Raw genomic sequence first — 22,616 nt, 5'->3', positions numbered from 1 at the left:
CGGATTTCGATTGTAACCAGTACCTCCCAGCCTCAGGATCGCGCCGTCATCCCCTTGAGGTTCCTCTATGAAGTTCTCCTCGATTCTCTTGTTGTCCCTTGGCCTGGTCAGTGGCTTCGCTTCTGCCGGAGGCACCACCGAAGCAGGCGTGGGCGGCGCATTGGGCGGGGTTTTGGGCTCAGTCGTCGGTCAATCGTTAGGCGGCAATACTGGTTCAACCATTGGCGCGGCCCTGGGCGGCGCGGGTGGTAGTGCCGTCGGCGCAGACAAACGCAGCCGTGGCGAAGCCGCCATCGGTGGTGCGCTGGGCGCAGCCGGCGGTAACGTGGTCGGCCGCAGCATGGGCGGCACCACAGGCAGCCTGATCGGCTCCGCAGCGGGCGGTGGCGCCGGTGGCGCACTCGGCAACTACATGGGCAACAAGAGCGATGAGGACGATAATCGTCGCTCTTATCGCGGTGGCCGTGATGATCGTCGCTACTATCGCGATGACCATCGGGGTCGCGGTCATGCCTACGGCCACCGCAAGAACAAACACCGCTATCGCGACTGAGGCATCAATCGCCTCGGTTATCGGTAGATCGAAAAATCGCAGCCCAAGGGCTGCGATTTTTTTTGCCAGTCAAACCACCAATCGCTCCAGCGCCCCGCGTAACCCGCCAGGAATCGCCACCGGCTGATTCGACCCGCGATCGACGAACACATGCACAAAGCGCCCTGCTGCACAGGCCTCGTCTTCACCTGCCTTGAACACCGCCAGTTCGTATTGCACCGAACTGTTGCCCAGCTTGCCTACGCGCAGGCCGATTTCAATCCGGTCCGGGAACGCAATCGAGGCGAAATAATCGCAGGCCGAGCTCACGACAAAACCGACGACTTCTCCGTCATGGATATCCAGGCCGCCGACTTCAATCAGGTAGGTGTTCACCGCGGTATCAAAGAAGCTGTAGTAGGTCACGTTGTTGACGTGGCCGTAGGCATCGTTGTCATGCCAGCGCGTGGTGATGGGCTGGAAATGCGGGTATTCGCAGCGTTGAGGCATTGGCGTCGTTTCCTTGGATTGAATTCCAATTCTAAAGCTAATACGGCTTCAGCATTCTTCGCCAGCAGGCTGGCTCCCACAGTCAATCGGGTTTCAACTCAAGGTTTAAGAACACCCACAATTCCATGTGGGAGCCAGCCTGCTGGCGATGGCGCCCGCAAGAGCACTGTAGTGATCACCTGTCGGCAAACCCCTTGCCGGTCGCCGCCAACTCACCAATCAACCGGGCCGGATTCCAGTGATCGCCCTGGCGAGTTTCCAACGCCAGCAACCGCTGATGAATATCCGCCAGCCCCTGCTGATCGGCCCAGGCCATCGGGCCGCCCTTGTCGGCCGGGAAGCCATAGCCGTTGAGGTAGACCAGATCGATATCGTGGGCCGATCCGGCGATGCCTTCCTCAAGAATCTTCGCGCCTTCATTGACCAATGCCAGCAAGGAGCGCTCCAGCACCTCCTCAGGCGAGATCTCACGGCGTTGATAGCCCAATCCCTCGCTGACCTCCAGCACCAGCGCATCGACCTCTACGTCGTGCTCTGCCTGGCGGCTGCCGGCTTCATAGTGATAATAACCATTGCCGCTCTTCTGACCGAAGCGACCCAGTTCGCACAAGCGGTTATCGACCTGCACCTCGGGCGCATCCTGGCCAACACCCGCCAGTTGCCTGGCGCGCCACCCCAGATCGACGCCAACCACGTCGTACATGCGGAAAGGGCCCATGGCAAAACCAAAACCTTGCAGCGCCGCATCGACCTGATGGGGATAGGCGCCCTCCAGCAGCATCTTGCGTGCTTCGTGCACGTAGGTATTGAGCATGCGGTTGCCGATGAAACCGTCGCAGTTGCCGGCCACCACGCTGACCTTGCCCATGCGCTTACCCAGCGCCAGCGCCGCCTCCAGTACCGCCGGCGCAGTCTTCGCACCGCGGACGATTTCCAGCAGTTTCATGATGTGCGCCGGGCTGAAGAAATGCAGCCCCAATACCTGCCCGGGACGGCCGGTGACTGCAGCGATGGCGTCGATATCCAGCGCCGAGGTATTACTCGCCAGAATCGCTTCGGGCTTGAGCAGAGCGTCCAGCTCGCGGAAGATCTTTTGCTTGAGCTCAAGGTTCTCGTACACCGCTTCGATCACCAGGTCTACATCAGCAATGGCCGCATAGTCTGCAACGGCAGTGACCCGCGCGACACGCGCATCCGCTTCGGCCTGATCGATACGGCCCTGGCGAACATTGTGAGCGCAGGTGTCTGCCACGCTTGCCAGGGCTTGCTCGAGCATCTGCGGATTATTATCGACCCACTGCACTGGCACCCCGGCATTCACCAGGCACATCACAATGCCCCGGCCCATGGTGCCCGCGCCAATCACGGCGGCGCGCTGAATGTTGAACGGTGTCTGGCTCATGGTTGTTCTCTTGTTGGCGATCCAAAGACAGCCCTCACCATAGTCAGCCACCGTTCATTTTTGAAATTTATTCCTGTGATGGGGGACATTCAGCAGATGGATACGCTGTTTGCCCAGACGCCAAAACCCCTGTAGGAGCGAGCTTGCTCGCGATGATCTTGAGGTCGCGCAAATTAAGCTGTTGCCCCGCGTCATCGTTGACGACCATCGCGAGCAAGCTCGCGCCTACATATATCCCGCTCAAGCTGGGAGGTGAGTTTCGACCCACCCCCGCACTTCGCCATAAGGGTATTCCTCCAGCACCGCATACCCCGCAATTGACCGCGCCTTGAGCTTGGTAAACAACGGCACACTGATGCCGCACAGGAAACGGGTCACCCGTTCGGTCGAAGGAATGCTGCCGGTGTGCTGCTCGTGCCTGTGGATAAATTCAGCGCACAACGCCTCGAAATTCTTATCCACAAGCGCTGGCAGCTCCGGCGGCGCCGGCAGTCGTGCGATATCGCCGTGACACACTGAACAATGCCCGCACTGCCGGGGAGCCTGTTCGTCCCCGAAGTACTCGGCCAGCCGATAACCCAGGCAGCGTTCGGTGGCAAACAGATCCAGCATCGCGTGAATTCGGGCGACCTCGGTTTGCTCGTGGCGGGTGAAGTAAGCGTGCAGTTCCGTGGCCAGTGCCTGACTGTCAAAGCCTGCTTGCAGCACGCTGTAGACCTCGGTCATCTGCTTGCTTTCGAGCTCGATCCAGCCCTTCTCCTGGAAATAATCCAGGGCTTTGACCACCCGATTACGCTCGGCCTGGTAGCGTTCGTACAGCGCGTCAAAACTCACCGTGGCCCAGGCTCGCGCGAGGGTTGATGTATGAATGATCGCCGCCACGAAATCCTTGCGCTCACCCTCGAACCGGGCCAGCAAGTCGGCAGGCTCCTGCAGGTATTTGAATCGGTACTCGGCGTAGTAGGCGTAACGCGGGGCGATGATCCGGCGCAGCTCCAGCTGAACCAGCAAGGTCTTGAGCGGCAGCTGCCGGATGTTGCTCTGGTCTGCCAGCGGCCCCAGCAGAAACTCCCATTGCCCATCGGCCGCGCACGCCTTCAACTCATCCAGCACGTGCCGGATGCCATCCAGCTCCGGCGTGTCACCGTAGACGAAGTTTTCCAGCACATTGAGGCTGTCGCGGTTGGCCAGGACCAGGCAGTCCGACGGCTGCCCGTCGCGCCCGGCACGACCGATTTCCTGACTGTAGTTTTCGATGGACTTGGGCAGGTCGAAATGCACCACGTTGCGTATGTCGCTTTTGTCGATGCCCATGCCAAATGCGATGGTGGCGACGATGCAATTGGATTGCCCGCCCATGAAGCGCTTCTGGATCGCCTCACGTTTTTCGTGGGGCAACCCGGCGTGATAGGCCTCGGCCTGTATGCCATTGCGACCCAGGTGCTCGGCGATGTGCTCGGCGGTTTTCTGCAGGGTGACGTAGACGATGCTGGGCTGACCCGGCCGCTCGCTCATCCACTCAACCAGTCGCCGGCGCTTGTCCTGCCCACGCACCGGCTCCACCAGCAAACTGAGATTAGGCCGGTAGAAACCAGTAGTCACGACGTCTTCTGGCGCGATGGCGAACTTGGCCTGCATGTCCGCGATCACCTTCGGCGTCGCCGTGGCGGTCAGCAGCAGCGCCTGCGGGATGTTGAACTGGCGCTGGTAGTCCGGAAGCTTGAGGTAATCAGGCCGGAAGTTATGACCCCACTCGGAAATGCAGTGCGCCTCGTCCACGACCAGTAACGAGATTGGCACCTGCTGGAGGAAGTTGCGAAAGCGCTCATTCTTCAGCCGCTCCACGGACACCATCAAGATCTTAAGCTCACCCGATTTCGCCCGAGCCATCACATCGGCGGCGTCGTCGCGGCTCTGCGCCGAATCGATACTGCCTGCCGAGATACCGTGACGCTGCAGGAATGCCAGCTGGTCCTGCATCAGCGCCAGCAGTGGCGAGACCACCAGCGTCAGGTGTGGCAACAGCATCGCCGGGATCTGGTAGCACAGGGACTTGCCTGAACCCGTGGGAAAGATCGCCGCTGCCGAGCGCCCGGCCAGTACCGCGCTGATCGCAGCCTCCTGGCCGGGACGAAATTGTGGATAACCGAAAACCTGTTCCAGGGTGTTGTGCATAAGCTGTCACTCCGTTGACCGCTGGCGAAGCCCAAAGCCTAGCTGGCGATCGCCGCGAGTCGAGAAAAGGTCGGGGGTAAAAAGATACCGGATGATACCGCGCAGGGGCTGGCAGGGCGTGTTGAATCAAGGCAGCGACAGGTTCGCAGGCACCTCAAGACCTGATGCTCACGCCCACGAAAAAGCCGCCCTGAAGGCGGCTTTGTCGTTACATCAAGCCAATCCTTACAGCTTCGGACCAGCAGCCTTGATGGCGTCGCTCACGTCGAACTTCTTGAAGTTCTCGACGAACAGGCCGGCCAGTGCTTTAGCCGATTCATCGTAGGCAGCCTTGTCAGCCCAGGTATTACGTGGGTTCAACAGGCCAGTCTCAACGCCCGGTACGGCCAATGGCACGTCGAGGTTGATGGTGTCGAGGTGTTCGGTTTCAGCACCGATCAACGCGCCGCTCTGGATCGCTGCGATGACGCCGCGAGTGGTCGGAATGTTGAAGCGCTTGCCAACGCCGTAGCCACCGCCGGTCCAGCCGGTGTTGACCAGGTACACCTTGGAGCCGAAGCCGCGGATGCGCTTGATCAGCAGTTCTGCGTATTCGCCAGCCGGACGCGGGAAGAACGGTGCGCCGAAGCAGGTGGAGAACGTCGACTTGATGCCGCTGCCCGAGCCCATTTCGGTCGAGCCCACCAAAGCGGTGTAGCCGGACAGGAAGTGGTAGGCCGCTTGTTCTTCGCTGAGGATCGACACTGGCGGCAGTACGCCGGTCAGGTCGCAGGTCAGGAAGATCACCGCGTTAGGCTCACCGCCAAGGTTCTTCTCGGAACGCTTGGCAACGTGCTCCAGCGGGTAAGCTGCGCGGCTGTTCTGGGTCAGGCTCACATCGGCGTAGTCGGCGTGCTTGGCGTCATCGATAACGACGTTTTCCAGGACTGCGCCGTGCTTGATGGCTTTCCAGATGACCGGCTCGTTCTTCTCGGACAAGTCGATGCACTTGGCGTAGCAGCCGCCTTCGATGTTGAACACAACGCCTTCGCCCCAGCCGTGCTCGTCGTCACCGATCAGGTAACGGCTTTCGTCGGCGGACAGGGTGGTTTTACCGGTGCCGGACAAACCGAAGAACAGGGTCACGTCGCCCGCTTCACCGATGTTGGCAGCGCAGTGCATTGGCAGCACGTCGGCGGCCGGCAGCAGGAAGTTCTGCACCGAGAACATGGCTTTCTTCATTTCACCGGCGTAACGCATGCCGGCGATCAGTACCTTCTTCTGGGCGAAGTTGAGGATCACGCAGCCGTCGGAGTTGGTGCCATCACTCTCAGGCACGCACTCGAAGTTGGCCACGTTCAGTACTTGCCACTCTTCGCGACCTGCCGGGTTGTACTGGGCAGGATTGATGAACAGGCAACGACCGAACAGGTTCTGCCAGGCAGTCTGGGTGGTCATTTTCACAGCCAGGTAGTGGTCTTCGGACGCACCTACATGCACATGGGAAACGAAATGCTCTTGCGCGTTGTTGAACGCCTCGACGCGGTCCCACAGGGCATCGAACTTGTCGGCCGGGAACTTGCGGTTGATCGGGCCCCAGGCGATGGCTGCCTGGGTGGTTGGCTCTTCCACGATGAAACGATCGACTGGCGAGCGGCCGGTACGGTGACCGGTACGAACAACCAGCGCGCCGGTATCGGCAAGCTCGCCTTCACCACGATTCAGAGCTTCTTTTACCAGATCATCAACACTCAGATCGGTGTACACGGCGTTATTGGCTTGCGTCATGAGATTCCCCGTCGGCCAGTGGCCGAGTGTGCTCCAAACGTTTTGTAGTAGAAAGTCGTGCACTACTACCGCGACAAAAAGTGGGCCGGATTATGCCAGAAACGCCCAAAAATAGTAGGGCCCTCCCGTCGTAACGGCGCTAATGCGCCGCTAAGCAGTGAATTTACCTGCGCTGAACCGTTTTAGTGCCGGGTATCTGACGGGGTATCGACACCGGCTCCAGCGAACAATTGAGTGATATCGGCCGCATCGAACAGGTAGCGCTGATTGCAAAACTGGCAGTCGATCTCGATGTTGCCACCGTGTTCCACGACCAGGTCCTGAGCGTCTTCCAGACCCAGGCTGACCAGCGCATTCGCCGAGCGCTCGCGCGAGCAACTGCAACGGAAGCGCAATCGCTGGACATCGAACAGGCGCACCTGCTCTTCGTGGTACAAGCGGTGCAGCACGGTTTCGTTGTCCAGGCTGAGCAGCTCATCGGCAGTCAGCGTACTGCCCAGGGCGGTGATGTGCTGCCAGCTGGCGGCGCGCTCTTCTTCATCCTTGAGGCGATCAGCGGGCAGTTGCTGCAGCAGCAGACCTCGGGCACGACGGCCGTCGGCGTACAGCCAGAAGCGCGTGCCGACCTGCTGGGACATGACGAAATAGTTGGTGAAGCACTCCGACAGGGTTTCGCCGTCCAGGTCAACGATGCCCTGGTAGCGCTGGCCTTGGGTCGGATCGACCGTCAGCGCGAGGACACCGTTGGGCATCAGGTCGGCAAGCGTCGCATCAGGCGCGATGCGGTCAGCCTCGTAACGGGCCAGGCCACGGATTTCACGCTCGCTGGAGCACTCGATCATCAGCAGCGGGATGGGCCCTTCGGAGCGGGCCTGTAGAATCAGCAGGCCATCGAATTTCAGGGTGCCGACCAGCAACGACGCCGCGGCCATCAGTTCGCCGAGCAACTGCGCAACCGGTTCCGGATACGCATGTTTAGCCAGGACTTCGGCGTAGCTGAGTTCCAACGAAACCAGTTCGCCGCGGGTATCGCTGTCATCGAAAATGAAGCGTTGGGTGTAGTCGGTATCCGTTAGATCGGTCATAGGTTTGGGTATCTGAATTAATGTCAAAAGATTTCAAAGAGTAAGCTGCGCGGGGTTTGCGCACGCAAAGTCTGGCCATGGCAGGCATTTTAGGAACAATCCGGTCGGGTTCCAAGCTCATACCGGCCAGCGCACAAACACCTGCTTCACTCGTCGTTGCTGTTCCCACGAAACTTAAACAGATCCCGCCGCTGTTTTTTGCTCGGTTTGCCGTCGGTGGTCATGCCCAGCGAACCCGCCTTGCGCATCTCGGCAGCAGCCTCGCGCTTGGCGACGCTGGCTTCGGTCTCGGCGTACAAGGCCTGCGCCTCGGGAGCACCCCGGCGCACGATCGACAGTGCCTGAACTACCACCGTACGCTCTTCGAACCCCTGGCGAATCTGAAATTCGTCACCGATGCGCGGTTCCTTGCCGGGTTTGCAGCGTTCGCCGCGACAATGCACCTTGCCACTTTCGATCGCCGTCTTGGCCAAGGCACGTGTTTTATAGAAACGCGCAGCCCACAGCCACTTATCGAGACGGACCTTGTCGTCCTCATCCTTTTTTTGTGTCACCGGAATTCCTCTTTTAGCCCATAGTCGGAACTGTACTACCGTTTCTGTCGGGCGCAAGAACCCGCCCCTCCAGATAGAATGTCATCCTGGTCGGTTCATCGCAGTGGAGTGTTCGAGTGACAATATTTCCGTCTTCATTGACTTCATCCAGTGGCGATTGCCAGGGATGTCAGCAAAGCGAACCGTTGGGCTTTGATTTTGCCTTTGCTTACCAACCCATCGTGGACCTGCGGGACCGATCGATCTTTGCTCACGAGGCACTGGTGCGCGGCACCGACGGTGAAGGCGCGTTATCGGTACTTGACCAGGTCACCGAGGCCAATCGCTACCGATTTGACCAGCTCTGCCGCACCAAGGCGATCGAAGGTGCTGCGCAACTGGGCATGCAAACCAACCTGTCGATCAACTTCATGCCCAACGCCGTGTACCGCCCGGAGCTGTGTATTCGCAGCACGCTGAAGGCCGCCAAAAAACATAATTTCCCTATAGACAGGCTGATTTTCGAAACCCTGGAAAGCGAGCACGTAGATAACTATCGCCATTTGACCAATATTCTGCGTGAATACCGCGAATTCGGCTTCAAGACCGCCATCGATGACTTCGGTGCGGGGTACTCGGGGCTCAATCTGCTCGCTGACTTCCAACCCGACCTGATCAAACTCGACATGGCACTGATCCGTGATGTCGATCGCGATCGTGTTCGTCAGGCTATCGTGCGGGGGATTGTCACAATCTGTGCGGATCTGGACGTTACAGTCATTGCCGAAGGCATCGAAAGCGCTGGAGAACGGGATTTCCTGGCGGACTGTGGAATTTTTCTGATGCAAGGCTACTGGTTCGCCAAGCCTGCATTCAAAGCGTTGGCCCAGGTACCAGCGGGTACCTGGACGCGTTAATCGCCGGTTTATTCTTTTGAAGACATTTGACCATTTGACCGTTGTCGGTCTGCGCGAGTGGGTGGCGCTTCCGGATTTGGGAGTGGCAGGCCTGCGGGCAAAAATCGACACCGGTGCCAGCACCTCCAGCTTGCATGCCACCGACATTGAGCCGTTTGAGCGCGATGGCGAAAAATGGGTGCGTTTTACCGCGCATCTGGGCACGGTAGTGCAACTGCGTCATCGACGTTGCGAAGCCCCGCTGGTGACCATGAAAACCATCAAGAGCTCCAATGGCCATGCGCAGAAGCGCTATGTGGTCAGCACCACCCTGGCCCTCGGTGATCGGGTCTGGCGGGTCGAGTTCACCCTCGCCTGCCGTAAATCCATGCGATATCGCCTGCTACTCGGCTCCAAAGCCCTTATCGACGGCCAACTGGTCGTCAATCCGGGCATCAAATACGTACAAGACAAGCCGGTGTTCCCGGTCTCTACCCTTTCCACAGGTGTTGCATGAAGATCGCTGTGCTGTCGCGGAACCCGCGTCTGTATTCCACTCGTCGTCTGGTCGAAGCCGGAACCGAGCGTGGCCACGAAATGGTCGTGGTCGACACCTTGCGCGCCTACATGAACATCGCCAGCCACAAGCCGCAGATCCACTACAGGGGCCGGCCGCTGGAAGGTTTCGATGCGGTCATCCCGCGTATCGGGGCATCGGTGACGTTTTATGGCTGCGCGGTTTTGCGCCAGTTCGAGATGATGGGGGTATTTCCGCTCAACGAATCGGTGGCCATCGCGCGTTCGCGGGACAAACTACGTTCACTGCAACTGCTCTCGCGCCGAGGGATCGGCTTGCCGGTCACCGGGTTTGCGCACTCGCCGGATGACATTCCCGACCTGATCGAAATGGTCAACGGCGCCCCTCTGGTGATCAAGGTACTGGAAGGCACCCAGGGCATCGGCGTGGTGCTGTGTGAGACCGCGACTGCGGCGGAGTCGGTGATCGAGGCCTTCATGGGTCTCAAGCAGAACATCATGGTCCAGGAATACATCAAGGAAGCCGGTGGGGCAGACATTCGCTGCTTCGTGGTGGGCGACAAAGTGATTGCTGCGATGAAACGCCAGGCCAAACCCGGGGAGTTCCGTTCCAACCTGCACCGGGGCGGCAGCGCGAGCCTGATAAAGATCACCCCGGAAGAACGCATGACGGCCTTGCGTGCGGCCAAGGTAATGGGGCTGGCCGTCGCAGGCGTGGATATCCTGCGTTCCAATCACGGGCCGCTGGTGATGGAAGTCAACTCGTCGCCGGGGCTGGAAGGCATCGAGACCACCACCGGCAAGAACGTGGCGGGGATCATCATCGAGCATCTTGAAAAGAATGGTGGGCCGAATATGACGCGCACCAAAGGAAAAGGCTAAAGCGGGAAGATCAAAAGATCGTCCGAAGGCTCGGGCCGCGTTCGGACGATCTTTTTTTCAGCCGTTAAACCGCATCGCGCGGCAACATCAACCCCAACGGCAAGCGCACCCGCGCCTCCAGCCCGCCACCATCACGGTTGCGCAGCTCGACATTGCCGCCATGCATCGAAGCAATCCGCTTGACGATCGCCAGGCCCAATCCGGTTCCCTTGCCGCCCCGGGCACGATCACCACGGGTGAACGGGTTGAAAATGGCTTCCAGCTCCGACGGATCGATCCCGGCGCCACGGTCCATCACGCTCAGCACCACGTAAGGCGCGCTGGTATCTCCGGATACGTACGCCGCCACCTCCACACCGCTGCCGGCGTGATGCAGCGCATTGCCGATCAGGTTGTTCAACAGTCGTTTCATCGACACCCGCCGTAGCGGGAACGGCTGAATCGGCTCCAGGCGCAAACGCACTTTTTCTTCGTTCTGGTTGTAAGGAGCAGCGACTTCGCGCACGAGATCGATCAGGTCGACTTCTTCCACCGACTCATCGCGTCCATCACGGATAAATGCCAGGAACTGGTCAAGAATCGCGTCCATGTCCTCGATGTCACGCACCATATCGTCGGTGAGGTCGCTGTGGTCGCCCATCAGCTCCAGGGACAGGCGCAAACGGGTGAGCGGGGTTCGCAGGTCGTGGGATACCCCGGCCAGCATCAGCTCACGCTCACGGCCCGCCTGCTCGACGTCCTCGGCCATCTGGTTGAAGGCGCGGTACACCTCGGTCATTTCGCTGGGCGTATCGCTGATCGGCAGGCGCACGCTGCGCCCCTGGCCGAGCTGTCTGGCCGCGTAGACCAGGCGTTTCAAAGGTTGATTGAGCTGACTGACAAAAATCCACGCCGAAGCCGTGGACAGCAATCCGATGGCGAGGAACCAGCCGAGTACGTTCCAGATTTTCTGCCCGCGCAGCGGATGCGGGTAAAGCGGTACTTTCAGCCAGCCGTCACCCAGGCTCGGCGCCCGCACCCAGAGGGCTGGGGGCGAGTGCATACGTAACCGGACTTCGGTATCGGCACCGAGTTCTGCCTGCATCTGTCGCTGGTAGATTTCGCTGTAGGGCCAGTGCTGCTCACCCTCCGGCACACCGGTGCCAACCACACGAATCAGCGTTGCCGCTTCGGCGATTTTGTCTCGATTGTTTTCATCAGCCGCCCAATAGGCGCGCAGCGTCAAGGCGACGCCGTGGCTGTACTGGCGATCCACAAGCACGTCTTCGTTCATCAGCAGATAAACGAGGGTCAGTGCCTTGGAAAACAGCACAACGATCAGCACCAGCCAAAGGGTGCGAGAGAAGAAACTTTGGGGGAACCACACGGGCGTTTTCATGGATAACCGCTAAACACATGCAAGAGCGAGCGATGCTCGCATATTGCGGTTCGCGAGTCTGCGGACAAAATCATCCGCATGACCCGCTCCTACAAATCGCCAATCACTTGGTGGCTGCGCCGTCCGGCACGAATACGTAACCCACGCCCCAAACCGTCTGGATGTAACGCGGTTTGGATGGATCAGGTTCGATCATCCGGCGTAGACGCGAGATTTGCACATCGATGGAGCGTTCGAGCGCATCCCATTCACGACCACGAGCCAGGTTCATCAGCTTGTCGCGAGTCAATGGCTGACGCGCGTTCATCACCAACGCCTTGAGCACGGCGAACTCGCCAGTGGTGAGCATGTGCACTTCTTCGCCACGCTTGAGCTCACGGGTGGCCAGCGACAGTTCGTAGTCACCAAACGTCACGCTCTCGTCTTCGCTGCCCGGTGCGCCTGGCACAGGCGTCGACTGGCGACGCAGCACCGCCTTGACCCGCGCCATCAGCTCGTCCGGGTTGAACGGCTTGGCCAGGTAGTCGTCGGCACCCAGCTCCAGACCCTTGATCCGGCTCAGCTCATCGCCCTTGGCGGTCAGCATGATGATTGGAATCTGGTTGTTCGCGGTACGCAGGCGGCGGCAGGCGGTCAGGCCGTCTTCGCCTGGCAGCATCAGGTCGAGAACGACCAGGTTGAACACTTCACGCGCCAGCAGGCGGTCCATTTGTTCCGTGTTCGGTACCGTGCGGGCACGGTAGCCCTTGCTGACGAAAAAGCGCTCCAGCAGGCTGCTCAGCCCCGGGTCGTCATCAACAATAAGAATTTTTTCGCCTTCAGCAATGTTTGCAGTGCTGCTCATTAGATGCTCCTTTTAGCTCGGCGCGCATTATGGCGTAGCTGCCGTTATACGCACCGTGTGCATTGTTAGCAGATTTTTCCTCCACCGCCAGTAAACCGGGTGGGTAGCGGGAGCCTGCGATGCCCCGAATGACCGATGCTGGTTATAATGCGCGGCCTTTTGTGTCAGGCAACGTCTGATCGTTTACAGCAGCAGCCACTTTTTATTTTCATGGCGCTGGCAGTAATTGTTCGATTTCACGGGTCAACGGGATGCCTGTTGATCCAGGTAGCGGCGCAGGCCAGGCCGCTCAACCAGACTCGCCGAGCCTTTAATCCTGTGCCTGCGAGCCTGCTTTCACAATTTGTCAGGTGGTTTTATGGACAGCATCAACAGCCGCATCGCCGAGGAACTCGGTGTACGCCCACAACAGGTCGAAGCGGCCGTCGCGCTACTCGATGAAGGTTCTACCGTGCCCTTCATCGCCCGCTACCGGAAAGAAGTGACCGGCAGCCTCGATGACATCCAGTTGCGTCATCTGGAAGAGCGTCTGCGCTACCTGCGAGAACTCGACGAACGGCGCATCAGCATCCTGGCCAGTATTCAGGAACAAGGCAAGCTGACCCCGCAGCTGGAGCGCGACATCAAGCTCGCCGACACCAAGCCCCGCCTCGAAGACTTGTACCTGCCGTACAAGCAGAAGCGCCGCACCAAGGGCCAGATCGCCCTGGAAGCCGGCCTCGGCGAGCTGGCCGATGGCCTGTTCAACGACCCGACCCTGGCCCCGGACGCCGAAGCTGCACGCTTCATCGACGCGGAAAAAGGCGTAGCCGATGTGAAGGCAGCCCTTGAAGGCGCCAAGTACATCCTGATGGAGCGCTTCGCCGAAGACGCCGGCCTGCTGGACAAACTGCGCAGCTACCTCAAGCAGGAGGCCATCCTCAGTGCCCGCGTGATCGCCGGTAAAGAAGAGGAAGGCGCCAAGTTCCGCGACTACTTCGAACACGACGAACCGCTCAAAAGCATGCCATCGCACCGCGCCCTGGCGATTTTCCGTGGCCGCAACGAAGGCATTCTCAGTTCCGCGCTGAAAGTCGGCGACGAGCTGCCGGGCACCATGCACCCCTGCGAAGGCATGATCGGCCAGCAGTTCGGCATTCAGAACCAGAACCGCGCCGCCGACAAATGGCTGGGCGAAGTGGTGCGCTGGACCTGGAAGGTCAAGCTCTATACCCATCTCGAAACCGACCTGCTCGGCGAGTTGCGCGATGGCGCGGAAACCGAGGCGATCAACGTGTTCGCCCACAACCTGCACGATCTGCTGCTGTCGGCCCCGTCCGGCCCGCGCGCCACACTGGGCCTGGACCCGGGCCTGCGCACCGGTTGCAAGGTCGCCGTGGTCGACTCCACCGGTAAGCTGCTGGATCACGCCACCGTTTACCCCCACGTGCCGCACAACAAGTGGGACCAGACTATTGCGATCCTGGCAGCCCTTTGCGCCAAGCATTCGGTCGACCTGATCGCCATCGGCAACGGCACCGCCAGCCGTGAAACCGACAAGCTCGCCGCTGAGCTGATCAAGAAATACCCGGCGATGAAAATGACCAAGGTCATGGTCTCCGAGGCCGGCGCATCGGTTTACTCGGCGTCGGAATTGGCCTCCAAGGAATTCCCGGACCTCGACGTGTCGATTCGTGGCGCGGTATCCATCGCTCGTCGCCTGCAGGACCCGCTGGCCGAACTGGTGAAGATCGATCCGAAATCCATTGGCGTCGGCCAGTATCAGCACGACGTATCGCAGCTGAAACTGGCGCGCGGCCTGGACGCCGTGGTCGAAGACTGCGTGAACGCCGTCGGCGTGGACGTCAACACTGCTTCCGTGGCACTGCTGGCCCGCATCTCCGGCCTCAATGCGACCTTGGCGCAGAATATCGTCAGCCACCGCGACGAACACGGTGCGTTCAAGACCCGCGCCGCGTTGAAAAAAGTCGCACGCCTGGGTGAAAAAACGTTCGAACAGGCCGCCGGCTTCCTGCGGGTCATGAACGGTGACAACCCGCTGGATTCGTCCGCCGTTCACCCGGAAGCCTATCCACTGGTGCAGCGCATTGCCGCTGAAACCGACCGCGACATCCGTTCGCTGATTGGCGACGCCAGCTTTCTCAAGCGCCTGGATCCGAAGAAGTACACCGACGAGACGTTCGGTCTGCCAACGGTCACCGACATTCTGCAAGAGCTGGAAAAACCCGGTCGCGACCCGCGTCCCGAGTTCAAGACTGCCGAGTTCCAGGAAGGTGTCGAAGACCTCAAGGACCTGCACCTGGGCATGATCCTCGAAGGCGTGGTGACCAACGTGACCAACTTCGGCGCATTCGTTGACATCGGCGTGCATCAGGACGGTTTGGTGCATATCTCTGCACTTTCGGAGAAGTTCATCAAGGATCCCCGTGAAGCGGTGAAGGCGGGCGACGTGGTGAAAGTGAAGGTCATGGAAGTCGATATACCGCGTAAGCGCGTGGGCCTGTCGATGCGCATGAGCGACACCCCTGGCGAGAAAATCGATGGCGCTCGTGGTGCGCGTCCTGGTTCGGCACCGCGTCAGTCCCAGAACACTGCACCGCGCAAGGAAACCACGGCGCCCGCCCCTGCCAACAATGCCATGGCTTCGCTGTTCGCCAACGCCAAGCAACTGAAGAAGCGTTGATGGAGATCCCGCCAGGGTTGACCGAAAGCGCGTTCTTCAAGCTGCTGGGTTGTCGTTTGCACAGCCTGGACACCGGGGTGGCGCAAGTCGCCCTGGCACTGCAGCCCGAACTGCGCAACCGCGGCGGCAAGCTGCACGGCGGCGCGTTGTTCAGCCTGGTGGACATTGCCATGGGCCTGGCCTGTTCCAGTACCCATGGCTTCGACCAGCAGAGCGCGACCATCGAATGCAAGATCAACTACATTCGCGCGGTTTCTGAGGGCGAGGTGATGTGCACGGCACGGGTGATCCACCCGGGCCGTCGCACGCTGGTGGTCGAGGCCGAGGTGATGCAAGGCGAAAAATTGGTCGCAAAAGCGCAAGGCACGTTCGCTGTCCTGTAGCTACCGATCATCATTTTGAGGTAATTTCGGCGCTATGAAAGCGGCGCCGGGATTTTCTGTGGGAGCGCGCTTGCCCGCGATGGCGGTGTGTCAGGCAACATAAATGGTGACTTACACTCCCTCATCGCGGGCAAGCCCGCTCCCACAGGGTTCGCGGCGACGGGTACTTGACCGACTGGCATGAAGTCCGTGCTGCTAAAAAACCAGGCGAAAACGCCAGTTTCAACTTCACCCTTGTAGACCGTCTTGCCCACCCCCATATTGGGGCGACTGACGCGTGAAGGAATCCAACTTGAGCGAAATTCTCAACCGCCGCCTGGCTCTGCTTGGCGAGCGCGCTAACCTCTCTCTGCTCGAACAGTGCCTTCACGGCATCGAACGTGAATGCCTGCGCGTGACCAGCGAAGGTCGCCTGGCGCAAACGCCCCACCCCGAAGAATTGGGTTCCGCGCTGACCAATGAACAAATCACCACCGACTATTCCGAGTCGCTGCTGGAGTTCATCACGCCCGCCCTGCCGGACCCGGCCGATACGCTGGCGAGCCTGGACAGCATTCACCGCTTTGCCTACAGCAAGCTGGGCAGCGAGTACCTGTGGAGTCCTTCCATGCCGTGCCCGTTGCCGGCTGAGGAAGACATCCCGATTGCCTACTACGGCACCTCGAACATCGGTCAGCTCAAGTACGTCTACCGCAAGGGCCTGGCCCTGCGCTACGGCAAGACGATGCAATGCATCGCCGGGATTCACTACAATTTTTCCCTGCCGGAACAGCTCTGGCCGCTGCTCAAGGAAGCTGAAGGCTTTGTCGGCACCGATCGCGACTATCAGTCCTCGGCCTACATCGCGCTGATCCGCAACTTCCGTCGCTACAGCTGGCTGCTGATGTACCTGTTTGGCGCTTCACCAGCCCTTGATGCGGGCTTCCTGCGAGGGCGCTCCCATCAGCTGGAGCAGCTGGACCCGGACACGCTCTACCTGCCTTACGCCACCAGCCTGCGCATGAGTGACCTGGGTTACCAGAGTAACGCCCAGGCCGGCCTGACGCCTTGCTATAACGACCTGGTCAGCTACACCGACAGCCTGCGCAAAGCGGTAGCCACTCCCTACGCACCGTACGTGGAGATCGGCACCCATCAGGATGGAGAGTGGGTTCAGCTCAACACCAACATCCTGCAGATCGAAAACGAGTACTACTCCAACATTCGCCCCAAGCGCGTGACCTACACCGGCGAGCGCCCGATCCAGGCGCTGGTGGCACGTGGTATCCAGTACGTCGAAGTGCGCTGCCTGGACATCAACCCGCTCCTGCCGATGGGCATCGACCTCACCGAGTCGCGCTTCCTCGACGCGTTCCTGCTGTACTGCGCGCTCAACGACAGCCCGCTGCTGACCAACACCTCGTGCGGCAACGCGACCTCGAACTTCCTTAGCGTGGTCAAGGAAGGTCGCCGCCCGGGCCTGCAACTGCAGCGCGACGGCCAGCCGGTGGACCTCAAGGAGTGGGCCAGCGAGTTGCTGGAGCACATTGCTCCCCTCGCGGCGATACTGGACCAGAGCCACGGCGGCGATGCTCACAGCAAGGCGCTGGATGCCCAGCTGGCTAAGGTCAAGGACCCGGCCCTGACCCCATCGGCCCAGGTGTTGGCCGCGATGGCAGAGCACAAGGAGAGCTTCAGTCAGTTCTCGTTGCGTCAGAGCCAGGCGCATGCGGAATATTTCCGCAGCGAACCGCTTTCTGCCGAAGACCAGGCGAAATTCGAAGACCGTGCACGCTCGTCGCTGGCGGAACAGGTGGAGCTGGAGAAGAACGAAGTCGGCGATTTTGATGTGTTCGTCGGGTCGTATCAAGCGAGCATTCTGGCGATCAGTAATTAATCGGCAGCTTTAAAAAGATCGCAGCCTGCGGCAGCTCCTACAAGGATCGGCTGGAGTCTGCGATTTTTTTTCGCCGCGCCACCCAGTCCCCGAGCCTGCACGCGACCTGTGTAAGAGCTGCCGCAGGCTGCGATCTTTTGATCCTCCGCTTTTTCCACTCATAAGCTAATGCGAAAAAGTTATTTATTTCCGCATTCTTAGATCATTTAGTCTCCTCAAACGCCAACTCCCGGCCGCCTGTTGAGGAGCTTCTCCGATGAAACTGCATTTCCCCCTTCGCCTCCTGGCGGCCGCTTCGCTGGCTGCGGCGAGCTTCTTCGCCCAGGCCGCCGAAGTCACCGTTGCCTACCAGACCACCGTAGACCCGGCGAAAGTTGCCCAGGCCGACGGCGCCTATGAAAAAGCCACCAACGCCAAGATCGACTGGCGCAAATTCGATAATGGCGCCGACATCATTGCCGCCATTGCCTCCGGCGACGTACAGATCGGCTACCTCGGCTCCAGCCCCCTGACCGCCGCGATCACTCGCAAAGTGCCAGTGGAAACCTTCCTGATCGCCACCCAGATCGGTGCCGCCGAAGCCCTGGTGGCTCGCGACGGATCGGGGATCAAGACCCCGCAAGACCTGATCGGCAAGAAGATCGCCGTGCCATTCGTGTCCACCGGCCACTACAGCCTGCTGGCCGCGCTGAAGCACTGGAATATCCACCCGTCGAAAGTCACCGTACTGAACCTCGCCCCGCCAGCCATTATCGCCGCGTGGAAACGGGGTGACATCGACGCTACCTACGTGTGGGACCCAGCCCTGGGCGTTGCCAAGGAAAACGGCAAAGTGCTGATTACCTCTGGCGAACTGGCCAAGTTCGGCGCACCGACCTTCGATGCCTGGATCGTGCGTAAAGATTTCGCTGAAAAACACCCGGAAATCGTCACCGCCTTCGCCAAAGTCACCCTCGACGCCTACGCCGACTACCGCAAGGACCCAACAGCCTGGCTGGCTAATCAGGGCAACGTCGACAAGCTGGTGAAACTCTCCGGCGCCAAGGCCAGCGACATTCCACTGTTGTTGCAAGGCAACGTCTACCCGCTGGCGGCTGATCAGGTGATTACCCTCGGCGCGCCGACCACCAAAGCCATCACCGACACCGCCGTGTTCCTCAAGGAACAAGGCAAGGTGGAAGCGGTTCTGCCGGACTACGCGCCGTACGTCAGCGCCAAGTTCATCACCAACTGATCGGGAGTTTATTGCGATGGCCTTGCTACAGCTGGAGCGTATCAGCGCACAGTACCCCGGCAGCCCCGAACCGGTACTGGCGGATATTTCCCTGAGCCTGGGGCCTCAGCAATTGCTGGTGGCGCTCGGCCCGTCGGGCAGTGGCAAGACCTCACTGCTGAACCTGATTGCCGGTTTCGTCGAGCCCAGCGCCGGGCGCATCACCCTCGACGGCGTGCCCGTCAAGGGACCGAGCGCCGAACGCGGCGTAGTGTTTCAGGACGACGCCCTGCTGCCTTGGCAGGACGTGCTGGCTAACGTCGGCTTCGGCCTGGAACTGGCAGGCGTCTCGAAAGACAAGCGCGAAATCCGTGCGCGGGAAATGCTCACGCTGGTGGACCTGTCCGGTTTCGAACACCGGCGCATCTGGCAGCTTTCGGGCGGCCAGAAACAGCGTGTCGGCCTGGCCCGTGCGCTGGCGGCCGACCCTCGCGTACTGTTGATGGACGAACCGTTCGGCGCGCTCGATGCGTTCACTCGTGAACAGATGCAAGAGCTGCTGCTGCAAGTCTGGCAGCGCACCGCAAAACCGGTATTTCTGATTACCCACGACATCGAAGAGGCGGTGTTTCTTGCCACAGACCTGATTCTGCTGGCGCCAAATCCGGGGCAGATCGTCGAACGTCTGAGCCTGGACTTCGGTCAGCGTTACGCCGCCGGCGAGTCGGCACGGGCGATCAAATCCGACCCACGTTTTATCGAAACCCGCGAACACGTGCTCGCCAAGGTGTTCTCCCAACGCAGCGCCGCACAACGGCAGGAGCGCGCATGAGCAGCTACGAAATTCCTGCCGTTAGGGTAAAAACCGCTTCGACGGTGATTCCCGTACGCCGCAGCTTGAGCACGCGCTGGATCAGCGTCCTGACACTGGTCGCACTGGTAGCGCTTTGGTGGGCTGTGACGGCAACCGGCATGATCGAGCCGCTGTTCTTGCCACCACCGTCGGCCGTCCTGCAGAAGGGCTGGTTGCTGGTAACCACCGGCTACATGGACTCGACGTTGTGGCAGCATTTGGGCGCGAGCCTCAGCCGTATAGGCCTGGGCCTGGGCTTTGCCGTGCTGACCGCCGTTCCGGTGGGTATCGCCATCGGTCACAACCGCATCGCCCGTGGCATTCTCGATCCGCTGATCGAGTTTTACCGCCCTATCCCACCGCTGGCGTATCTGCCACTGATCGTGATCTGGTGCGGCATCGGTGAGCTGTCCAAAGTCCTGCTGATCTACCTGGCGATCTTCGCCCCGATTGCCATTGCCACCGCCACCGGCGTGCGCACCGTCGATCCGGCCAAATTGCGTGCTGCACAGTCCCTGGGCGCTACCCGCGCGCAGCTGATTCGCCATGTGATCCTGCCGAGCGCGTTGCCGGACATCCTGACCGGCGTGCGCATTGGCCTGGGGGTTGGCTGGTCGACGCTGGTCGCCGCCGAACTGATCGCCGCCACCAGTGGTTTGGGCTTCATGGTGCAGTCGGCCGCGCAGTTCCTGGTCACTGACGTGGTGGTACTCGGGATCCTGGTCATCGCGCTCATCGCCTTCGCCATGGAAATGGGCCTGCGCGCCCTGCAACGCAAGCTGGTGCCGTGGCACGGCCAGGCCCACTGAAAAATTTGAATACCCCTTTTTGGACCCAGCCCTGTAGGAGCTGTCGAGGGAACCGAGGCTGCGATCTTTTGATCTTGCGTCTAAAAAACAACATCAAAAAATCGCAGCCTCCGACAGCGCCTACAGGTGCCGTGTCGTTCACCAAACATAGACGACACTCAGAATTGAAGAGAATCACGATGAGTAACCTGACGATAGTCCCTTTAAGCTCGGCCCTCGGCGCGCAGATCAGCGGTGTCGACGTGAGCCAGCCACTGACTCCGGAACAACGCGACGCTATCGAGCAGGCATTGCTCAAGCACCAGGTGCTGTTCTTCCGCGACCAACCGATCACGCCACAACAACAGGCACGATTCGCCGCGTATTTCGGCGACCTGCACATTCATCCGATCTACCCCAATGTGCCGGAACAACCCGAAGTACTGATCCTCGACACCGCCGTCACCGACGTGCGCGACAACGCTATCTGGCATACCGACGTGACCTTCCTGCCCACCCCGGCAATGGGCGCGGTGCTCAGTGCCAAGCTGCTGCCCGAATTTGGCGGCGACACCTTGTGGGCCAGTGGTATTGCAGCCTACGAGGCGCTGTCCGCCCCCATGAAATCCATGCTCGAAGGGCTGACAGCCACTCACGACTTCACCCGGTCATTCCCGGTAGAGCGCTACGGCAACACCCCTGAAGCGCTGGCCCAATGGGAAGAGGCCCGACGCAAGAACCCGCCGTTATCGCACCCGGTGGTTCGCACGCACCCGGCGAGCGGGCGTCGGTCGCTGTTCGTCAACGACGGCTTCACCTCGAAGATCAACGAGCTGTCCGACACCGAGAGCGAGGCGGTGCTGAAACTGCTGTTCGCCCATGCCACTCGCCCGGAGTTCACCATTCGCTGGCGGTGGCGGAAGGACGACGTGGCGTTCTGGGATAACCGCGTGACGCAGCATTACGCGGTAGACGATTACCGGCCTGCGCGGCGGGTGATGCAGCGGGCTACGGTGTTGGGTGATGTTCCGTTCTTTCGGTAGTTGCCCAGTTTTTGTCGCGAATTTGATGGCCCCTTCGCGGGCAAGCCCGCTCCCACAGGAATCCGTGCCATGCACAAAACTCACTGTGGGAGCGGGCTTGCTCGCGAAGGCGACCTGAGAGGCACCAGATAATCCGGCGCCTGACGCTTACTCAGCCGTCGAAGGCTTCTCCCAGAGATTGATCCCGCCTTCCTGGGCAAAGCGGTCGATCTCCGCCAACTCTTCAGCACTGAAGCTCAGATTCTTCAACGCCCCGACGTTTTCGATAATCTGCTCAGGCCGGCTTGCACCGATCAGCGCCGAGGTCACCCGCGGGTCACGCAGTGTCCAGGCCAGTGCCAACTGCGCGAGGCTCTGGCCGCGACGCTTGGCAATCTCGTTCAGCGCGCGCACATGAGCGATGTTGGCTTCAGACAAATGCGAGGCCTGCAACGAACCACCCCCCGGACGATTCACCCGCGCATCCGTCGGCACGCCGTTGAGGTACTTGTCAGTCAGCAGACCCTGGGCCAGCGGCGTGAAGGCGATAACGCCAGCGCCGAGCTCATCGGTGACATCCAGCAGGTCCTTTTCAACCCAGCGATTGAGCAAGTTATAAGCCGGTTGATGGATCAGCAGCGGCACTTTCCACTCTTTCAACAGTTCGGCCATTTCGCGGGTTTTAACCCCGGAATACGAGGAGATCCCGATGTACAGGGCCTTGCCTTGCTGCACCGCTGTTGCCAGTGCGCTGGCAGTTTCTTCCAGTGGCGTGTCCGGGTCGAAACGGTGCGAGTAGAAGATATCAACGTAGTCCAGGCCCAGGCGCTGCAAGCTCTGATCAAGACTGGCCAGCACATACTTGCGCGACCCGCCGCCCTGGCCATAGGGGCCGGGCCACATGTCCCAGCCGGCCTTGCTCGAGATGATCAGTTCGTCGCGGTACTGCTTGAAATCTTCACGCAGCAAACGACCGAAGTTGATCTCGGCACTGCCGTAGGGCGGGCCATAGTTGTTGGCCAGGTCGAAGTGGTTGATGCCCAGGTCGAACGCGGTGCGCAGCAACGAGCGCTGGGTGTCGATCGGCGTGCTGTCGCCGAAGTTGTGCCACAGGCCCAGCGACAACGCCGGCAGCACCAGCCCGCTGCGGCCTACGCGGCGGTATGGGATAGAGTCGTAGCGATTTTCAGCAGCGGTATAGATCATCGAATCCTCTCTCGTTGATTTCTGTGGGAGCAAAGCTTGCTCCCGATGACG

Annotated in this window: 20 protein-coding genes; 11 read left to right on the top strand and 9 right to left on the bottom strand. The window is 60.3% G+C overall.

The window, feature by feature from the left end; translation table 11 throughout:
- Positions 1 to 67 precede the first annotated feature (67 nt).
- Positions 68 to 553, top strand: coding sequence for a glycine zipper domain-containing protein (locus tag UB23_RS21640; RefSeq protein ID WP_045061327.1), 486 nt, complete (start codon positions 68 to 70; stop codon positions 551 to 553).
- 69 nt (positions 554 to 622) lie between these two features.
- Here the strand turns inward: UB23_RS21640 and UB23_RS21635 are convergent, their stop codons facing one another.
- The 6 genes from UB23_RS21635 to UB23_RS21610 all read right to left on the bottom strand — a co-directional run bounded on the left by UB23_RS21635 (position 623) and on the right by UB23_RS21610 (position 8,025).
- A complete protein-coding gene (locus tag UB23_RS21635) occupies positions 623 to 1,042 on the bottom strand; it encodes an acyl-CoA thioesterase (protein ID WP_045061326.1) in 420 nt (139 codons plus the stop codon).
- Positions 1,043 to 1,217: 175 nt separating this feature from the next.
- Positions 1,218 to 2,444, bottom strand: coding sequence for a 3-hydroxyacyl-CoA dehydrogenase (locus tag UB23_RS21630; protein WP_045061325.1), 1,227 nt, complete (start codon positions 2,442 to 2,444; stop codon positions 1,218 to 1,220).
- A gap of 240 nt (positions 2,445 to 2,684) precedes the next feature.
- Complete coding sequence (locus UB23_RS21625) at positions 2,685 to 4,619, bottom strand: RecQ family ATP-dependent DNA helicase (protein WP_045061324.1); 1,935 nt, start codon at positions 4,617 to 4,619, stop codon at positions 2,685 to 2,687.
- Between the two features lie 225 nt (positions 4,620 to 4,844).
- On the bottom strand, positions 4,845 to 6,386 hold the full coding sequence (locus UB23_RS21620; RefSeq protein ID WP_045061323.1) for a phosphoenolpyruvate carboxykinase: 1,542 nt from the start codon (positions 6,384 to 6,386) through the stop codon (positions 4,845 to 4,847).
- Positions 6,387 to 6,568: 182 nt separating this feature from the next.
- Positions 6,569 to 7,471 carry an Hsp33 family molecular chaperone HslO gene (gene hslO / locus UB23_RS21615; RefSeq protein ID WP_045061322.1) on the bottom strand — a complete coding sequence of 301 codons (903 nt, stop codon included), beginning with the start codon at positions 7,469 to 7,471 and terminating at the stop codon, positions 6,569 to 6,571.
- A 146-nt stretch (positions 7,472 to 7,617) separates the two neighbouring features.
- Positions 7,618 to 8,025, bottom strand: coding sequence for an RNA-binding S4 domain-containing protein (locus UB23_RS21610; protein ID WP_045061321.1), 408 nt, complete (start codon positions 8,023 to 8,025; stop codon positions 7,618 to 7,620).
- Positions 8,026 to 8,141: 116 nt separating this feature from the next.
- Here UB23_RS21610 and rimA point away from each other — a divergent pair, with 116 nt between their 5' ends.
- From rimA to rimK, 3 genes are read left to right on the top strand one after another with little or no spacing between them, the layout of a single operon-like run.
- Positions 8,142 to 8,921 (top strand): S6 modification regulatory phosphodiesterase RimA, encoded by a 780-nt coding sequence (gene rimA, locus UB23_RS21605; protein ID WP_045061320.1) that lies wholly within the window; start codon positions 8,142 to 8,144, stop codon positions 8,919 to 8,921.
- Between the two features lie 16 nt (positions 8,922 to 8,937).
- Positions 8,938 to 9,417 (top strand): retropepsin-like aspartic endopeptidase RimB, encoded by a 480-nt coding sequence (rimB, locus tag UB23_RS21600; protein WP_045061319.1) that lies wholly within the window; start codon positions 8,938 to 8,940, stop codon positions 9,415 to 9,417.
- Positions 9,414 to 10,319, top strand: a complete 906-nt coding sequence (rimK, locus tag UB23_RS21595; RefSeq protein ID WP_045061318.1) for a 30S ribosomal protein S6--L-glutamate ligase — start codon at positions 9,414 to 9,416, stop codon at positions 10,317 to 10,319. Before rimB ends, rimK begins: the two co-directional genes overlap by 4 nt.
- A gap of 64 nt (positions 10,320 to 10,383) precedes the next feature.
- Here rimK and UB23_RS21590 read toward each other — a convergent pair whose 3' ends face one another.
- On the bottom strand, positions 10,384 to 11,697 hold the full coding sequence (locus UB23_RS21590) for an ATP-binding protein (protein WP_045061317.1): 1,314 nt from the start codon (positions 11,695 to 11,697) through the stop codon (positions 10,384 to 10,386).
- 103 nt (positions 11,698 to 11,800) lie between these two features.
- A complete protein-coding gene (gene ompR / locus UB23_RS21585; RefSeq protein WP_045061316.1) occupies positions 11,801 to 12,541 on the bottom strand; it encodes an osmolarity response regulator transcription factor OmpR in 741 nt (246 codons plus the stop codon).
- Positions 12,542 to 12,899: 358 nt separating this feature from the next.
- Here ompR and UB23_RS21580 point away from each other — a divergent pair, with 358 nt between their 5' ends.
- The 7 genes from UB23_RS21580 (at position 12,900) to tauD (ending at position 21,380) form a co-directional block, all read left to right on the top strand.
- Complete coding sequence (locus tag UB23_RS21580; protein ID WP_045061315.1) at positions 12,900 to 15,224, top strand: Tex family protein; 2,325 nt, start codon at positions 12,900 to 12,902, stop codon at positions 15,222 to 15,224.
- Complete coding sequence (locus UB23_RS21575; RefSeq protein WP_045061314.1) at positions 15,224 to 15,607, top strand: PaaI family thioesterase; 384 nt, start codon at positions 15,224 to 15,226, stop codon at positions 15,605 to 15,607. Before UB23_RS21580 ends, UB23_RS21575 begins: the two co-directional genes overlap by 1 nt.
- A gap of 292 nt (positions 15,608 to 15,899) precedes the next feature.
- Positions 15,900 to 17,483, top strand: a complete 1,584-nt coding sequence (gene gshA, locus UB23_RS21570; protein WP_045061313.1) for a glutamate--cysteine ligase — start codon at positions 15,900 to 15,902, stop codon at positions 17,481 to 17,483.
- A 256-nt stretch (positions 17,484 to 17,739) separates the two neighbouring features.
- A complete protein-coding gene (gene tauA / locus UB23_RS21565; protein WP_045061312.1) occupies positions 17,740 to 18,717 on the top strand; it encodes a taurine ABC transporter substrate-binding protein in 978 nt (325 codons plus the stop codon).
- A 16-nt stretch (positions 18,718 to 18,733) separates the two neighbouring features.
- Positions 18,734 to 19,528, top strand: coding sequence for a taurine ABC transporter ATP-binding subunit (gene tauB, locus UB23_RS21560; RefSeq protein ID WP_045061311.1), 795 nt, complete (start codon positions 18,734 to 18,736; stop codon positions 19,526 to 19,528).
- Positions 19,525 to 20,358, top strand: coding sequence for a taurine ABC transporter permease TauC (gene tauC, locus UB23_RS21555; protein WP_045061310.1), 834 nt, complete (start codon positions 19,525 to 19,527; stop codon positions 20,356 to 20,358). The genes tauB and tauC overlap by 4 nt, the downstream gene beginning before the upstream one ends.
- Before the next feature lie 179 nt (positions 20,359 to 20,537).
- Complete coding sequence (gene tauD / locus UB23_RS21550) at positions 20,538 to 21,380, top strand: taurine dioxygenase (protein WP_045061309.1); 843 nt, start codon at positions 20,538 to 20,540, stop codon at positions 21,378 to 21,380.
- Positions 21,381 to 21,527: 147 nt separating this feature from the next.
- Here tauD and mgrA read toward each other — a convergent pair whose 3' ends face one another.
- Complete coding sequence (mgrA, locus tag UB23_RS21545; protein ID WP_045061308.1) at positions 21,528 to 22,565, bottom strand: L-glyceraldehyde 3-phosphate reductase; 1,038 nt, start codon at positions 22,563 to 22,565, stop codon at positions 21,528 to 21,530.
- Between the last annotated feature and the right edge of the window lie 51 nt (positions 22,566 to 22,616).

The organism is Pseudomonas sp. ES3-33 (assembly GCF_000952175.1).
In the GTDB taxonomy this organism is placed as follows: domain Bacteria; phylum Pseudomonadota; class Gammaproteobacteria; order Pseudomonadales; family Pseudomonadaceae; genus Aquipseudomonas; species Aquipseudomonas gregormendelii.
Note: the sequence above shows the minus strand (reverse complement) of the source record. Positions and strands in the feature narration are given on the sequence as shown.

Excerpts from the sequence above, each read along its gene's own strand:
- tauB (WP_045061311.1), top strand. The coding sequence starts at position 18,734 with ATGGCCTTGCTACAGCTGGAGCGTATCAGCGCACAGTACCCCGGCAGC.
- UB23_RS21620 (WP_045061323.1), bottom strand. The coding sequence starts at position 6,386 with ATGACGCAAGCCAATAACGCCGTGTACACCGATCTGAGTGTTGATGAT.
- UB23_RS21625 (WP_045061324.1), bottom strand. The coding sequence starts at position 4,619 with ATGCACAACACCCTGGAACAGGTTTTCGGTTATCCACAATTTCGTCCC.
- ompR (WP_045061316.1), bottom strand. The coding sequence starts at position 12,541 with ATGAGCAGCACTGCAAACATTGCTGAAGGCGAAAAAATTCTTATTGTT.
- rimK (WP_045061318.1), top strand. The coding sequence starts at position 9,414 with ATGAAGATCGCTGTGCTGTCGCGGAACCCGCGTCTGTATTCCACTCGT.
- UB23_RS21590 (WP_045061317.1), bottom strand. The coding sequence starts at position 11,697 with ATGAAAACGCCCGTGTGGTTCCCCCAAAGTTTCTTCTCTCGCACCCTT.
- UB23_RS21640 (WP_045061327.1), top strand. The coding sequence starts at position 68 with ATGAAGTTCTCCTCGATTCTCTTGTTGTCCCTTGGCCTGGTCAGTGGC.
- hslO (WP_045061322.1), bottom strand. The coding sequence starts at position 7,471 with ATGACCGATCTAACGGATACCGACTACACCCAACGCTTCATTTTCGAT.
- UB23_RS21580 (WP_045061315.1), top strand. The coding sequence starts at position 12,900 with ATGGACAGCATCAACAGCCGCATCGCCGAGGAACTCGGTGTACGCCCA.
- mgrA (WP_045061308.1), bottom strand. The coding sequence starts at position 22,565 with ATGATCTATACCGCTGCTGAAAATCGCTACGACTCTATCCCATACCGC.
- tauD (WP_045061309.1), top strand. The coding sequence starts at position 20,538 with ATGAGTAACCTGACGATAGTCCCTTTAAGCTCGGCCCTCGGCGCGCAG.
- tauA (WP_045061312.1), top strand. The coding sequence starts at position 17,740 with ATGAAACTGCATTTCCCCCTTCGCCTCCTGGCGGCCGCTTCGCTGGCT.
- UB23_RS21635 (WP_045061326.1), bottom strand. The coding sequence starts at position 1,042 with ATGCCTCAACGCTGCGAATACCCGCATTTCCAGCCCATCACCACGCGC.
- UB23_RS21575 (WP_045061314.1), top strand. The coding sequence starts at position 15,224 with ATGGAGATCCCGCCAGGGTTGACCGAAAGCGCGTTCTTCAAGCTGCTG.
- tauC (WP_045061310.1), top strand. The coding sequence starts at position 19,525 with ATGAGCAGCTACGAAATTCCTGCCGTTAGGGTAAAAACCGCTTCGACG.
- UB23_RS21630 (WP_045061325.1), bottom strand. The coding sequence starts at position 2,444 with ATGAGCCAGACACCGTTCAACATTCAGCGCGCCGCCGTGATTGGCGCG.